The organism is Pseudomonas sp. RC3H12, assembly GCF_018596375.1.
In the GTDB taxonomy this organism is placed as follows: Bacteria; Pseudomonadota; Gammaproteobacteria; order Pseudomonadales; family Pseudomonadaceae; genus Aquipseudomonas.
In genome coordinates, this window is record NZ_CP075595.1 from 2,217,213 (window position 1) to 2,229,546 (window position 12,334).

Here is a 12,334-nt window from a genome sequence, read left to right on the forward strand (position 1 = left end):
CAATCAAAGCTTCACCCCGTCCCCTGCCGGCAGCGGATAGACTGGCGCAAGGAATGACTGCACGGAGAAGCATCATGGCCCGACTGCCGCTGATCACTTTGCCCCTGCTGCTGGCCTGCACCCTGCCGGCGCTGGCCGAACCGCCCAAGGGCTGCATCGACGTGCAGGTCGGGCAATCGCGGGCGCTGGCCTACGACTGTCTGACCCGACAGCTGCAAGGGGCCGATCCGCGCGCCGCCAAGGGCCTGCGAGATCAGCTCGACCCGGTCAAGCAGATGCAGCGCAGGGCACCAAACCAGATGGGCTTGGCGACTCCGGCAGCGACCTCGACGCGCATGGGCAACAGCTTTGGCAGTTCGGTGGTGCCACAGCGGCCTTGAAGTGCCTGACAGGCGTTTCGGATAAGCTGCCCCGGGTTACTCTTCACGGCGCAACAGATAGGTATCCATGATCCACCCCTTGCGCCGCCGCGCCTCATCGCGCAACTGAAGGATGCGCCCCTTCACCGCCTGCAACGGCCCGCTCACCAGCAGCTCGTCCGGCGTGCCCAGGTAGGCGCCCCAGTAGATCACCAGTTGCGGATCATCCAGGGCGGCGAACGCGCACTGGCCGTCGAGCATCACCAGCACATTGTCGATCCGCGTCTGTTCGCCCAGGCGTCGCCCCGGCAGCACGGTCAGCGGCTCGCCGATACGGTTGAGCGGGATCTGGTGACGGGCGGCCAGCGCCTGGATGCTGCTGATGCCGGGAATCACCTGCAAGGCCAGCGTCAGGGCGCGTTCGCGGACCAGGTCGAGAATACGCAGGGTGCTGTCGTACAACGCCGGCTCGCCCCAAAGCAGGAACGCGCCGACATCATCGCTGCCCAGCTCATCCTCGATCAGCCGGGCGTACAATGCGGCGCGCTGGGCGTGCCAGTCCTGCACGGCGCCGACATAATCCGGCGCTTGGCCGTCCCGGCGCGGGTCCTCGACCTGCACCAGGCGGTAACCGCCCTCGGGCAGGTAGCGCTCGAGGATGGCCCGGCGCAGGCGCACCAGTTCGTCCTTGTCGCTGCCCTTGTCGAGCACGAAGAACACCGTGGCGCGCCGCAACGCCTCCACCGCCTCGTAAGTGACCTGGCGAGGATCGCCCGGTCCGATGCCGATCAGTAGAAGCTGTTTCATCGCCTGCCCTGCCTGGTTGCCGGTGGTCATTGTCGACCGACCACCGGCCGTTTGGCAAAGCGGGTCAGAAGATCGAGAAGTTGTAGCTGACAATGACCCGGGTTTCATCCATGTCACGCGCCCACTTCTCGTAGTTGCTGCGGTAGGTGGAGTTGCGCAGGCGCACGCTGACGTCCTTGAAGGTGCCGCTCTGCACCTGGTACTTCAGCTCGCTGTCGCGTTCCCATTCCTTGCCTTCGGCGTTGCTGCCAGGGACCTTCACATTGTCGCCATTGATGTAGCGGGTGAAGAAGGTCAGGCCGGGCACGCCCAGGGCCTTGAAATCGTAGTCGTAGCGCACCTGCCAGGAGCGCTCCTGGGCGGCGGCGAAGTCGTTGACCTGGGCATAGTTGACCAGGTAGGGGTTGGTGCCGTCGAGGTACGGCATGGCGCTGTCGCCGTACATGCGCTGCCAGCCGGCGCTGAGCTTGTGCCCACCCAGGCTGTAGCCAAGCATGCCGCTGAAGGCGCGGTGGTCGATGCGCCCGGCACGGGCATTGCCGATGTCGTCGCTCTTGATCACCCGCAGGTCCGCCGACAGCGTGCCGACTTCCAGCGGCTGGCTGGCGACCAGCCCGAGGAAGTGCTGGCGGTAGATGTTTTCCAGCTTGGACACCTGGTACTGCGCGCTGACGCGGTCGTTGAAGCGGTAGTCGACGCCGGCCAGGTCGAAATGATCGGCCTCGATATCGCAGGCATAGCGCTTGTTCTTGCAGTGCACGCGGATGTCCTGGCGGTCGGTGGAATCACGCGCGGTGTACTGGTTCAGGCGTGCCAGGGTGAACTTGAGGTCGCGCACTTCCTCGGAGGTCAACCAGGCGCCATGGAACATGGTCGGCAGCAGGCGCCCGTCGTTGTACTTGAGCAGCGGCACGTCCGGCATCATCGAACCGTACTTGAATACCGTGTTGGACACCTTCACCTTGCCGGCGATGCCCATCTTGGCGTACTGGTCGGCGGAATGGCGCGGGTCGTGCCCGGACGACGGCAACAGGCCGCTATTGCTGTCGGCGGGACTGGAGTCGAGCTTGAAACCAATCATCCCCAGCGCATCCACGCCGAATCCGACCGGTCCCTGGGTATAACCGGACTGAACATTGAGAATAAAGCCCTGCGCCCACTCTTCGCGCTTCGACGCGCCTTGCTTGGAACTGGTGTGGCCGTCACGGAAGTCCCGGTTGAAATAGACATTGCGTGCTTCGACCTTGGCACTGCTGTCTTCAAGAAAACCGGCGGCCTGGGCGTTGACACCGGCACACAGGAAGAACAAGCCGGCAACTCGGCGCCCGGGGGCGAGGGGGAAAGGGGCAAACATGCGAAGGAACATCCAGAAGAAAGACGAAAAACCATCCGGGCAGTCATCTGCACCGGCACTACGCGATGAACGAATACACTTCGACCATCATCCATAATTTTCCGCCAAGGGCTCTAGCCTAAGCCATGGGACCATGGTCTAAGGTGGTTGGCCGGGTCTTTTCGAATAACGCGTAAAAAATCGGCAAAGTTCCCGAGTAATTGATAGAAAGTTTGCTGTTTACCCACTCGCAAGCGACTACTACACTCTCGCTTAGCGAACAGCTTTACCCATCCACGTGGCCGGCGTTCAGTCTGGTTTCATGTTCGTCACGTCCCGCCACGGCAGACTTACAGGAGTGAAGACAGTGTCCAGACTTGCAGAGTTTCGTGCTGCCGAAAAAGCGCTCAAGGAACAGATGGCACAACTGGAAGCGCTGAAAAAGGATGCCGGCCTTAAACGCGAAATCGAATTCGAGCAGAAACTAGTCGGCCTGATGAAAAGCTATGACAAGAGCCTGCGCGATATCATCGCCATTCTCGACCCGAAAGCCGTGACCCGCGCCCCGGCCGCGGTCAAGCAGCAACGCCGCCCGCGGGTGGTGAAGGTCTACGCGAACCCCCATACCGGCGAGCGGATCGAGACCAAGGGCGGTAACCACCGCGGGCTGAAAGCCTGGAAGGAACAGTACGGGGCGCAGACGGTGGAAAGTTGGGTGCGCTGATGAAACCTCGACACCTGCTTCACACTTTTTTCACACCCGCAGGCTCAGTATCGAACCAGCTAAAGGACTAGCGACCCCATCACGCGCCCGCACATGCGGGCCTCTAATTCCGGCGCCCCGCACTCGTGCGGGGCGCTTTCATTTGCGCTGCTGGTTGACTTCCGTATCATGGCAAACCTATTCAAGGCCCTGATTCCGGAGTACCCATGAGCCTGCACGATCTGCAAACCCTCCCCGGCGTGACCGCCCAACCAGACACTGCCACCGCCCAATTCGTGTTCAACCACACCATGCTGCGGGTCAAGGACATCGAGAAGTCCCTGGACTTCTACACCCGCGTGCTGGGCTTTCGCCTGGTGGACAAGCGCGACTTCCCGGAAGCGGCTTTCAGCCTGTATTTCCTGGCCCTGGTCGACCCGGCGCAGATTCCTGCCGATGACGCCGAGCGCCATCAGTGGATGAAATCGATCCCCGGCGTACTCGAGCTGACCCACAACCACGGCACCGAGAACGACCCCGGGTTCGCCTACCACAATGGCAACACCGACCCGCGCGGCTTCGGCCACATCTGCATTTCGGTACCGGACGTACGTGTTGCCTGCGCCCGCTTCGAGGCGCTGGACGTCCCGTTCCAGAAGCGCCTGCAGGATGGCCGCATGAACCACCTGGCCTTCGTCAAGGACCCCGACGGCTACTGGGTCGAGGTCATCCAGCCGACCGAACTCAAGGGCTGATACCCACCGGTCGCGCTCGTCGGGCCGGGAACTCCCGGCCCCTCGCTGTGGTATATGGAAGTAACGCCTGTTCCAAGCCACAGCGAGGTAAGGACGATGCAAACCCTTCACTGTGAATACCGCGACCACACCATCACCGCCAGCGTGATGCCCCACCCCGACTCTCCCCTGCCCTATGCTGCAGGCTGCGTGATCACCGACCCTGCCGGCCACAGCAGCAGGCGACTATCGATGCCGATGAAGTTCTTCGCCGACCTGGAGAATGCCCAGCACGTGTCCCTGGCCCATGGCCGGGCGCTGGTTGACCAGCAGCTGGATGAGAAGGATCAGCGGGTGTTCTGATAACCCCACGCCAGCAGCCAGCACCCACAGAGATTGCGCTTCGCTCACAGGCAAAGCGAACAGTGTGGGAGCCGGCTTGCCGGCGATACGGCGCCCTTCTATACCCAATCATCCTTCACGGGCATACGCCACGGCAGCCGCCACCTGTTCGGCTGTCGGCCGGACCCCGGTGTACAACACGAACTGCTCCAGCGCCTGAAGCGCGATGACGTCGAGGCCGGTAATCACCGGCTTGCCCAGCGCCGCGGCGGCGCGGATCAGCGGTGTGCGTGCCGGCAGGGCAACCACATCGAATACCCGCTCGGCCGCCGCGATGGCGGTTTCGCTGAAAGCCAGCTGGTCGGCCTCCGGGCCTCCGGCCATGCCGATCGGCGTGACGTTGATCAGCATCGGCGGGCAACGGTCCTGCAGTTCAGGCAGCCAGCGGTAGCCGCAAACATCCGCCAGTTGCCGCCCGGCCTGCTCGTTGCGGGCGACGATGATGCCGTCGCGAAAACCAGCGTCGCGCAGCGCGCTGGCCACCGCCTTGGCCATGCCACCGCTGCCACGCAGGGCGAAGCCGGTCGCCGGGTCGACCCGCCGCTCGGCCAGTAGCTGCCGTACCGCCAGGTAGTCAGTGTTGTAGGCCTTCAGATGGCCTGCGGTATTGACCAGGGTGTTCACCGAGTCGATGGCCGCCGCCGAGGGGTCGACCTCGTCCACCAGGGCCAGGCAGGCTTCCTTGTAGGGCATCGATACGCCGCAACCGCGAATACCCAGGGCGCGGATGCCGGCCACGGCGGCCGGCAGATCCTGGGTGGTCATGGCCTTGTAGTAATAGTCCAGGCCCAACTGCTGATACAGATGGTTGTGAAAGCGTACGCCGAACGTACCGGGGCGCCCGGCCAGGGAAATGCACAACACGGTGTCCCTGCTCGGTGAATGGCTCATCGCGGTTCCTCTGTCATGGCTGAATCGATTGCGCCAGCGTACCAGACCCCGCCGCCGGTCGCCCCTTACACAACCTTTACCCTTTGCCAGTGCGCAGTTGACCGAGGCTGCGGTCATAGTAGACAGACCCCGAACGTGGGGTTGTCTTGCGAGGTGTCACCATGAAGCGTTTCATCCCCGGAATCGCCCTGCTGGTCGGCGCGCTGGCAATCAGCGGGCAAGCCTCGGCCCATGGTGGCGGCTGGTACGGCCCGGGGCCGGTGATCGGCGCGGCCGTGGTGGGCGCGGTGGTCGGGGCGGCCGTATCGGGCGGCCACGACCGCACTGTCTACGTCGAACGCCAGCCGGCCTACTATCCACCGCCACCGGTCTATGTGCAGGCGCCGCCACCGCCGGTGTATTACCAGCCCTATGTGGTCGAGCGCTATGTGCCCGCCCCGCCGCCGGTCTACCGCCGCTATTATGGCCCGCCGCCGGTGTACTACGGCCCGCCGCGCTGGTAAGCGGCATAGTTGATAAAAGCAATGACCACTATCGAGGGCATTGATTTCAAACCCTGAAGACGCCTGGGTAAGGTAGGGCCATGTTCGAGAGGAGATCCGCCATGGCCCCGATCCAGATCATGTCCGTTGTCGGCAGCGCAGTCCCCAGCAGCCTGCGCCAACAGGGCCTTTTGGCCTGCTGGTACCTGCTGCGCGACGGTGAAGCCATCAGTGGCCCGTTGACCAGCCGCCGCTGCGCCGAGACCCTGGCCGGCCGCTTGCTCGACCAGACCTGGGTCGCCTGACCCCGAATTTGTTGTGTGTTGCTCCCTAAGCCCTTGTAGCCCGCCACCCGGCGGGCTTTTTTTTGCTCGCCAACCGGCCGCCTACAAGTGCCCCGCCCACACGGCAAGTGGCAGTGGCGGTTGCTGGTCGAGGATACGGCGCCAGATCAAACTCAACCGCTCGCCATCGAACAGGGAGGCGGCACCGCCACCAATCCAGCCCCTGGGCTGGATCACCGTCCATTGCCCTGCGGCATCACGCCGGGCCATTTCGAAGCGGAAACTGTAGTTGCCTGGCATGCCCATGCGCAGGTCGGTGACCACCAGCGAGTCACCCATGATGTCGTAGCGCAGCCAGTCATCGGTGAACCAGCGCAGGCGCTCGTACAGTGGCGAGCCCGCCAGTACCTTGGCAGCCTCCAGATTGCGCGACTGGTGCAGCATCTCCGGAGGTTCGCGATCGAACCCGCTGCTCACGCCCTCGTAGTAACCGCCATCCGGGGTTTTCGCCAGCACCCGCCAGATCAGGCTGTTGAAGGCGATGGGCACCGCGCGGACCTCACTGGCCTCGACCCCCTGCGCCTGCAAGGCCAGGTGAAAACGTTGCTCGGCGGCCATGCGCCCGGCCAGGCCGAAGCCCAGGTAGAGCGTGCTAAATCCCAGTGCCAGGCACAGCATCGCGGTCGCCCTGCCTTTCAGGCCCCTGATCGCCGCATAGCCCACCGCCAGCAGCAACGGCACGGTATACACCGGGTCGATGATGAACACCGCCGCCCAGCTTTCCGGCGTCAGGTGCAGGGGCCAGAACAGCTGGGTGCCATAAACGGTGAAGGCGTCGAGCACCGGGTGGGTGACCAGCGCCAGCCAGAAGGCCAGGAACAGCCTGCCTGGGGTATAGCCTCGGCCTGGCCAACGCCAGGCGACCAGCCAGGCAAGCAACAGGGCCAGGCCGGTCAGGACGAAGATCGAATGGGAAAAGCCACGGTGGAAGGTCATCTGCGACACCGGGTCGGCGTAGCGGATCACCACATCCAGGTCGGGCAATGTCCCCAGGGCGGCGCCGTAGATCAGCGAGCGGCGGCCCTGGATACGGCCCAGTACGGCGCCTTGCAGGGCCGCGCCGAGCACGGCTTGGGTGATTGAGTCCACGGCAAACGTCTCGTGCAGGGTCTATCAGATGGCGTGACGCAACATTGCCAGTACCTGCGCATGCAACGCCGGATCGCCACACGCCACCACGCAGCCCCCGTCCTGGGCCGAGCCGCCATCCCAGGACGTGATGACCCCACCCGCGCCTTCGATGATCGGCATCAACGCCTGCACGTCGTACGGCTGCAGGCTGGCCTCGACGATCACATCGACGAATCCGGACGCCAGCATGCAGTAGGCATAGCAATCACCGCCATAACGCATCAGCCGGGCCTTGCCGGCGACCGCCTCGAACGCCGCCTTGCGCGCCGGGGTGTCGAACATGTCGGGGGTGGTGCACATCAGCGTGGCCGACGCCAGGTCGGCGCAGGCGCGGGTCTTAAGCGCCGTGCCATTGCGCCAGGCGCCGTGCGGGGTGCCGATGAAGCGTTCGCCGGTGAACGGCTGGTTCATCACCCCGAGCACCGGGCGGGTACCGTCGTTGAGAGCGATCAGCGTGCCCCACAGCGGCAGGCCGGTGATGAAGGCGCGGGTGCCATCGATCGGGTCGAGTACCCAGGTCAGCGGGCTGCTGCCCAGTGCCGCGCCCTGCTCTTCACCCAGTATGCCGTGGGTGGGATAGCGGGCCTGGATCAGCGCGCGCATGGCCTCTTCGGCGGCCTTGTCGGCGATGGTCACAGGGTCGTACAGGCGCCCCCCCTTGTCCTCGACATCCAGGCTGGCACGAAAGTAAGGCTGGATCGCCGCCGCGGCGGCATCGGCCAGTTGCTCGGAGAAAGAGCGGAATTCGCCGATCTGTTCAGCGCTCAGGGACATGGGGCGGTCTCGTTGTGGGATGGGATGCGCATCATACCCGAGTCGTGCGCGGACACACCTGCGGCGCCACCCATGATATTGTTATGCCATTATCGCCGCTTCATTTAACCGTCACTGATTCGTTGTACTAGGATAGCTAGCAGCCCCGATGGCCCGGCCGACAGTCAAGGATGCTGGTTGCTGGCGCAAGGGCCTCCGTTCCACCGCCTATCATGGATGACACGATGAATTCGCACCTGCTTTTTCCGCAGATCGGTAAAGTCATAGCCAGTACCGGCAGCCGCCATTTCCCCCGGCACCTGCACGACCTGATCCAGACCCACCTGACCATCGACGCCACGCATATCCGCCAACTGCGCATCGACCCGGCCTGCGCCAGCCAGCCAGACGCGACCCTGATCAGCGAGACGGTGTTCAGCGCCGGCGATACGGGTGACGGCTTCGACGACCCGGCGCGCCTGCACCTGGCCCGGCGCAAGGATGGTTTCCGCTACGAAATCACGGTCTTGCGGGCCGACACCCGCGTTGGTTTCTCAGCTACCGATCGCAGCCGGCTGGAGGACATTTCGCCCTTGCTGCTGCCCATGCTGGAAAAACACATCAATGCCCTGCAGCCTGCCGCGCCGGTACCCGCAGACCCTGACAGCCTCGAACAGCGTTTTCTCGAACGCCTGCGTCAGACCGGCATCCGCCTGTCGGAACGTGAGATGCAAGTGTGCGAGGGCTTGCTGGCCGGGCGCACGGCGCCGCAGCAAGCCGAGCATCTGCGGCTCAAGGTCAATACGGTGGAAAGTTACCTGCGCCGGGCGGCGATCAAGCTGGGCATCAGCGGCCGCCACTCGCTGATGCGCTGGATGTATGCAGAGATCTAGTGTGGTGTTTCACAAATAACGACCATAACTCGCGGCGCTTTTTGCGCTCATGCCGCGTTGTCGCTCCTCGCCGTAGCTGGGCTACGACTCGTCGCGACGCCTTGCCTGAGCGCAAAAATCGCTCGCGAGTTATTGGTCGTATTTGCAAAACACCACACTAGCCAGACCGAATGCCCACAGGCACGCAAGATCGAGCACCGCGGAAGCGGCGCTCGATCCCGAGCGCTCAGGCCTAGTCCCGTGCCAACGCCTCGATAGGGTCCAGCCGCGCCGCATTGCGCGCCGGCACGAAGCCGAACACGATGCCGATCAAGGTCGAGCAGACGAACGCCGTGACCACCGATCCCAGTGAGAACACCATCTCCCACTGCTTGACGAAAAGCGCGAACAGATACCCGATCCCATAGGACAACCCGATCCCGATCACCCCGCCGATCAGGCAGACCATCACCGCCTCCACCAGGAACTGCTGGCGGATATCCGACTGCCGCGCCCCCACTGCCATGCGGATGCCGATCTCGCGGGTGCGCTCGGTAACCGACACCAGCATGATGTTCATCACCCCGATCCCCCCCACCACCAACGAAATCACTGCGATCAGCGACAGCAGCAGGGTCAGCGAGCGGCTGGTCTTCTGCACGGTCTGCATGATGCTGTCGAGGTTGTTGGTGAAGAAATCCTTGGTGCCGTGGCGCTGCAGCATCAGTTTGTTGACCTCCTCCTCCACCCGCTTGCTCGGCATGCCGTCCTTGATCCGCACACTGATGCTGTCCAGGTGGCGCTGGCCAAGCACGCGCCCGGCGGCGGTCTCGTAGGGCATCCACACGTTCAGGGTGTTGCCGGCGACGAACAGGTTCTTGTTCTCGGCGGTCACGCCGATCACCGTGCACGGCAAGTTGCCAACCAGGATCACCTGCCCAAGCGGGTTGATCCCATCGCCAAACAGGCGCTTGCGCGTGTTGTGGTCGATCACCACCACCTGTGCCTGGCGCCGGGCATCATCGGCGCTGAACACGATCCCTGCGGCCAAGGGGATGTTGCGCACCTGGAAGTACTGCTCGCTGACACCGTTTAGCTGCACATCGGCGTCGATGTTGCGGTAGCGCACCAGCGAACTCTGACCGATCACCGGGGTGGCGCTGTCGACGTAGTAGAGTTCGTTGAGCGCGGTCACGTCAGCCGGCACCAGGGTCTCGATGGCCTTGGCCCGGCTGTCGCCGAAACTGGTGCCGGAGTAGATGTCGATGGTGTTGCTGCCGATCGCCTGGATGTCCTTGAGCACGTAGCCCTTGGCGCCCTCGCCAATGGCCGAGATCGACACCACCGAAGTGATGCCGATGATGATCCCGAGCATGGTCAGCAGGGTGCGCATGCGGTGCGAGACCAGGGCGATCCAGGCCATCTTGAAGGCCTCGCGGAACAACCCGAGGCTGGCCACCAGCCGCCGTGGCGCCTGCTCGCGAGCGGGCGCCGCCTCGGCGGCCGGTGCAGTGGGCTCGGCGCGGGTGCGCCGGTCACTGACGATCTGCCCGTCGCTGACCTCGATGATCCGCTCGGCGTGGGCGGCGACCTTGGGGTCGTGGGTCACCAGGATCACCGTGTGCCCGGCGCCGTGCAGTTCCAGCAGGATGTTCATCACTTCCTTGCCGCTGGCGGTATCGAGCGCTCCGGTCGGCTCGTCGGCGAGGATCACCTCGCCGCCGTTCATCAGCGCCCGGCAGATACTGACCCGCTGCTGCTGGCCCCCCGACAGCTGGCTGGGCCGGTGCGCCAGGTGTCCGCCCAGGCCCAGGCGGCCCAGCAGCTCCCGCGCCCGGGCATGGCGTCCGGCCTGCGCCACGCCGGCGTACACCGCCGGGATCTCGACATTGCGCAGGGCATCCAGGTGCGGCAACAGGTGGTAGCGCTGGAAGATGAAACCGAAGTGGTCACGCCGCAGCGCGGCCAGGGCGTCGTCGTCGAGATCGCGGGTTTCCCGGCCGCTGACCTGGTAGCTGCCGGCGCTGGCATGGTCCAGGCAACCGAGGATGTTCATCAGCGTCGACTTGCCCGAACCCGAGGCGCCGATGATCGCCACCAGCTCGCCGGCATGGATCTCCAGGTCGATGCCCTTGAGCGCCAGGAACTCGCGGTCGCCCGCCATGAAGCTGCGGCTGACCCCGTCCAGGCGCAGCAACGGCTGCTCCTCGAGCGCCGACACCGCCCGTGCCGGCGACAGTTCCACGTTCATGTTCATGCTCACGCCCCCGCCTCGCCCGACACCGGCTCGCCGATCACCACGCGGTCGCCTTCGGCCAGGCCGTCCTTGACCTGCACCTTGACGTTGTTGTTGATCCCCGCCTGGACCTTGCGCACCTGGGCGAAGCCCTTGCCGTCGAGCACCCGCACCGGGAAGCTGCCGTCGGCGTCACGCGGCCCCAGCGCCGCCACCGGCACGGTGAGCACGCCCAGGGCGGTGTCGAGGACGATACGCACCTGGGCGGTCATCGAGATGCGCAGCCGGTGCTCGGGGTTGGGCACCTCGAACAACGCGTTGTAGAACACCGCGCTGGCCTGCTTGGCGGCGCCGCCGCTCTTGTCGCTGCTTTCCAGGTAGTTCTGCGGCGCAGGTTCGGTGCCGCGCAGCTTGGCGTAGTAACGTTTGTCGTCACCGAGGATGGTGAAGTACACCTGCTGGCCGGGGCTGATATGAATCACATCGGCTTCGGACACCTGGGCCTTGATGGTCATGGTGTCGAGGTCGGCGAGCTTGAGGATTACCGGCGCCAGCTGGTTGGAGATCACCGTCTGCCCTTCCTGGGTGACGATACCCACCACATGGCCATCGATCGGCGCGACGATACGGGTGTAGCCGAGGTTGACCCGGGCCGTGTCGATCTGCACCTGGGCGCTCTTGATCTGCGCGTCCAGCGAGCGCAGGTTGGCTTGTTGCACCTCGAACTCGGACTCGGCGTTCTCGAAGTCCTGGCGCGAGATCGACTCGTCGGCCTGGAGCACGTCGTAGCGTTCGTACACCCGCTTGGCCTGCTTGAGCTTGGCCTGCACCGAGCGCCGCTCGGCCTGCAGCTTCTCGGCGTCGACCTCGGCCTGCCGCAGCGAGTTGCGCGGCACCAGCGGGTCGATTTCGGCCAGCCACTGGCCTTCGGCGACCTTGTCGCCAAGCTTCACCTTGAGCGACTTGAGTTGCCCTGAGACCTGGGCGCCGACGTCCACCTGGCGGATACCTTCCAGGGTGCCGGTGGCCAGCACCGCGTTTTCGATATCGCCACGCTCGACCGTGGCGGTGATGTACTGCGGCGGCTTGGCCGGGGCCTGCACCGCGTACAGCACGATGCCGGCGACCAGGGCCGCGGCGACACCGAGGGTGATCTTGCGAAACTTCGTCTTTTCCATAAAACCGTTCTTCCTGAAGCTGATGAGGTCCCGTGGGAGCAAGCTTGCCCCGCGATAACGCCACTCCAAGGTGACGCCATCACTTTGCAAGCCCGCTCTCACGACGGTG

Annotated in this window: 14 protein-coding genes; 7 read left to right on the forward strand and 7 right to left on the reverse strand. The window is 64.5% G+C overall.

Features of this window, described 5'->3' with window-relative positions; genetic code table 11:
- Positions 1-74: 74 nt before the first annotated feature.
- Positions 75-380, forward strand: a complete 306-nt coding sequence (locus KHO27_RS10275; protein ID WP_250888438.1) for a hypothetical protein — start codon at positions 75-77, stop codon at positions 378-380.
- Positions 381-416: 36 nt separating this feature from the next.
- Here KHO27_RS10275 and cobF read toward each other — a convergent pair whose 3' ends face one another.
- Entirely contained in the window at positions 417-1,166 is a 750-nt protein-coding gene (cobF, locus tag KHO27_RS10280; protein ID WP_214501731.1) for a precorrin-6A synthase (deacetylating), read from the reverse strand.
- 64 nt (positions 1,167-1,230) lie between these two features.
- Positions 1,231-2,520 carry an OprD family porin gene (locus KHO27_RS10285; protein WP_111532766.1) on the reverse strand — a complete coding sequence of 430 codons (1,290 nt, stop codon included), beginning with the start codon at positions 2,518-2,520 and terminating at the stop codon, positions 1,231-1,233.
- Between the two features lie 346 nt (positions 2,521-2,866).
- On the opposite strand from KHO27_RS10285, the gene KHO27_RS10290 reads away from it, so the two are divergent.
- The 3 genes from KHO27_RS10290 to KHO27_RS10300 all read left to right on the forward strand — a co-directional run bounded on the left by KHO27_RS10290 (position 2,867) and on the right by KHO27_RS10300 (position 4,299).
- Complete coding sequence (locus KHO27_RS10290; protein WP_046855429.1) at positions 2,867-3,223, forward strand: histone-like nucleoid-structuring protein, MvaT/MvaU family; 357 nt, start codon at positions 2,867-2,869, stop codon at positions 3,221-3,223.
- A gap of 206 nt (positions 3,224-3,429) precedes the next feature.
- Positions 3,430-3,957, forward strand: a complete 528-nt coding sequence (gene gloA, locus KHO27_RS10295; RefSeq protein ID WP_110701391.1) for a lactoylglutathione lyase — start codon at positions 3,430-3,432, stop codon at positions 3,955-3,957.
- Positions 3,958-4,053: 96 nt separating this feature from the next.
- Complete coding sequence (locus tag KHO27_RS10300; RefSeq protein ID WP_046855428.1) at positions 4,054-4,299, forward strand: hypothetical protein; 246 nt, start codon at positions 4,054-4,056, stop codon at positions 4,297-4,299.
- 108 nt (positions 4,300-4,407) lie between these two features.
- Here KHO27_RS10300 and KHO27_RS10305 read toward each other — a convergent pair whose 3' ends face one another.
- Entirely contained in the window at positions 4,408-5,229 is an 822-nt protein-coding gene (locus KHO27_RS10305; RefSeq protein WP_214501732.1) for a shikimate 5-dehydrogenase, read from the reverse strand.
- A gap of 161 nt (positions 5,230-5,390) precedes the next feature.
- Here KHO27_RS10305 and KHO27_RS10310 point away from each other — a divergent pair, with 161 nt between their 5' ends.
- Positions 5,391-5,732, forward strand: coding sequence for a hypothetical protein (locus tag KHO27_RS10310; RefSeq protein ID WP_038706052.1), 342 nt, complete (start codon positions 5,391-5,393; stop codon positions 5,730-5,732).
- A 101-nt stretch (positions 5,733-5,833) separates the two neighbouring features.
- Positions 5,834-6,016, forward strand: a complete 183-nt coding sequence (locus KHO27_RS10315) for a hypothetical protein (RefSeq protein WP_102683888.1) — start codon at positions 5,834-5,836, stop codon at positions 6,014-6,016.
- An 81-nt stretch (positions 6,017-6,097) separates the two neighbouring features.
- Here the strand turns inward: KHO27_RS10315 and KHO27_RS10320 are convergent, their stop codons facing one another.
- Entirely contained in the window at positions 6,098-7,144 is a 1,047-nt protein-coding gene (locus tag KHO27_RS10320; protein ID WP_111532763.1) for a metal-dependent hydrolase, read from the reverse strand.
- 24 nt (positions 7,145-7,168) lie between these two features.
- Entirely contained in the window at positions 7,169-7,960 is a 792-nt protein-coding gene (hisN, locus tag KHO27_RS10325; protein WP_110701399.1) for a histidinol-phosphatase, read from the reverse strand.
- Between the two features lie 224 nt (positions 7,961-8,184).
- Between hisN and KHO27_RS10330 the strand changes: the two genes are divergently transcribed.
- Entirely contained in the window at positions 8,185-8,832 is a 648-nt protein-coding gene (locus KHO27_RS10330) for a helix-turn-helix transcriptional regulator (RefSeq protein WP_214501733.1), read from the forward strand.
- Positions 8,833-9,064: 232 nt separating this feature from the next.
- On the opposite strand, the gene KHO27_RS10335 is transcribed toward KHO27_RS10330, so the two are convergent.
- Positions 9,065-11,068 (reverse strand): MacB family efflux pump subunit, encoded by a 2,004-nt coding sequence (locus KHO27_RS10335; protein WP_110701403.1) that lies wholly within the window; start codon positions 11,066-11,068, stop codon positions 9,065-9,067.
- A gap of 2 nt (positions 11,069-11,070) precedes the next feature.
- On the reverse strand, positions 11,071-12,225 hold the full coding sequence (gene macA, locus KHO27_RS10340) for a macrolide transporter subunit MacA (RefSeq protein WP_110701405.1): 1,155 nt from the start codon (positions 12,223-12,225) through the stop codon (positions 11,071-11,073).
- Positions 12,226-12,334: the final 109 nt, after the last annotated feature.

Coding starts and splice junctions, on each gene's coding strand:
- KHO27_RS10275 (WP_250888438.1), top strand. CDS start 75: ATGGCCCGACTGCCGCTGATCACTTTGCCCCTGCTGCTGGCCTGCACC.
- cobF (WP_214501731.1), bottom strand. CDS start 1,166: ATGAAACAGCTTCTACTGATCGGCATCGGACCGGGCGATCCTCGCCAG.
- KHO27_RS10285 (WP_111532766.1), bottom strand. CDS start 2,520: ATGTTTGCCCCTTTCCCCCTCGCCCCCGGGCGCCGAGTTGCCGGCTTG.
- gloA (WP_110701391.1), top strand. CDS start 3,430: ATGAGCCTGCACGATCTGCAAACCCTCCCCGGCGTGACCGCCCAACCA.
- KHO27_RS10300 (WP_046855428.1), top strand. CDS start 4,054: ATGCAAACCCTTCACTGTGAATACCGCGACCACACCATCACCGCCAGC.
- KHO27_RS10305 (WP_214501732.1), bottom strand. CDS start 5,229: ATGAGCCATTCACCGAGCAGGGACACCGTGTTGTGCATTTCCCTGGCC.
- KHO27_RS10310 (WP_038706052.1), top strand. CDS start 5,391: ATGAAGCGTTTCATCCCCGGAATCGCCCTGCTGGTCGGCGCGCTGGCA.
- KHO27_RS10315 (WP_102683888.1), top strand. CDS start 5,834: ATGGCCCCGATCCAGATCATGTCCGTTGTCGGCAGCGCAGTCCCCAGC.
- hisN (WP_110701399.1), bottom strand. CDS start 7,960: ATGTCCCTGAGCGCTGAACAGATCGGCGAATTCCGCTCTTTCTCCGAG.
- KHO27_RS10330 (WP_214501733.1), top strand. CDS start 8,185: ATGAATTCGCACCTGCTTTTTCCGCAGATCGGTAAAGTCATAGCCAGT.
- KHO27_RS10335 (WP_110701403.1), bottom strand. CDS start 11,068: ATGAACATGAACGTGGAACTGTCGCCGGCACGGGCGGTGTCGGCGCTC.
- macA (WP_110701405.1), bottom strand. CDS start 12,225: ATGGAAAAGACGAAGTTTCGCAAGATCACCCTCGGTGTCGCCGCGGCC.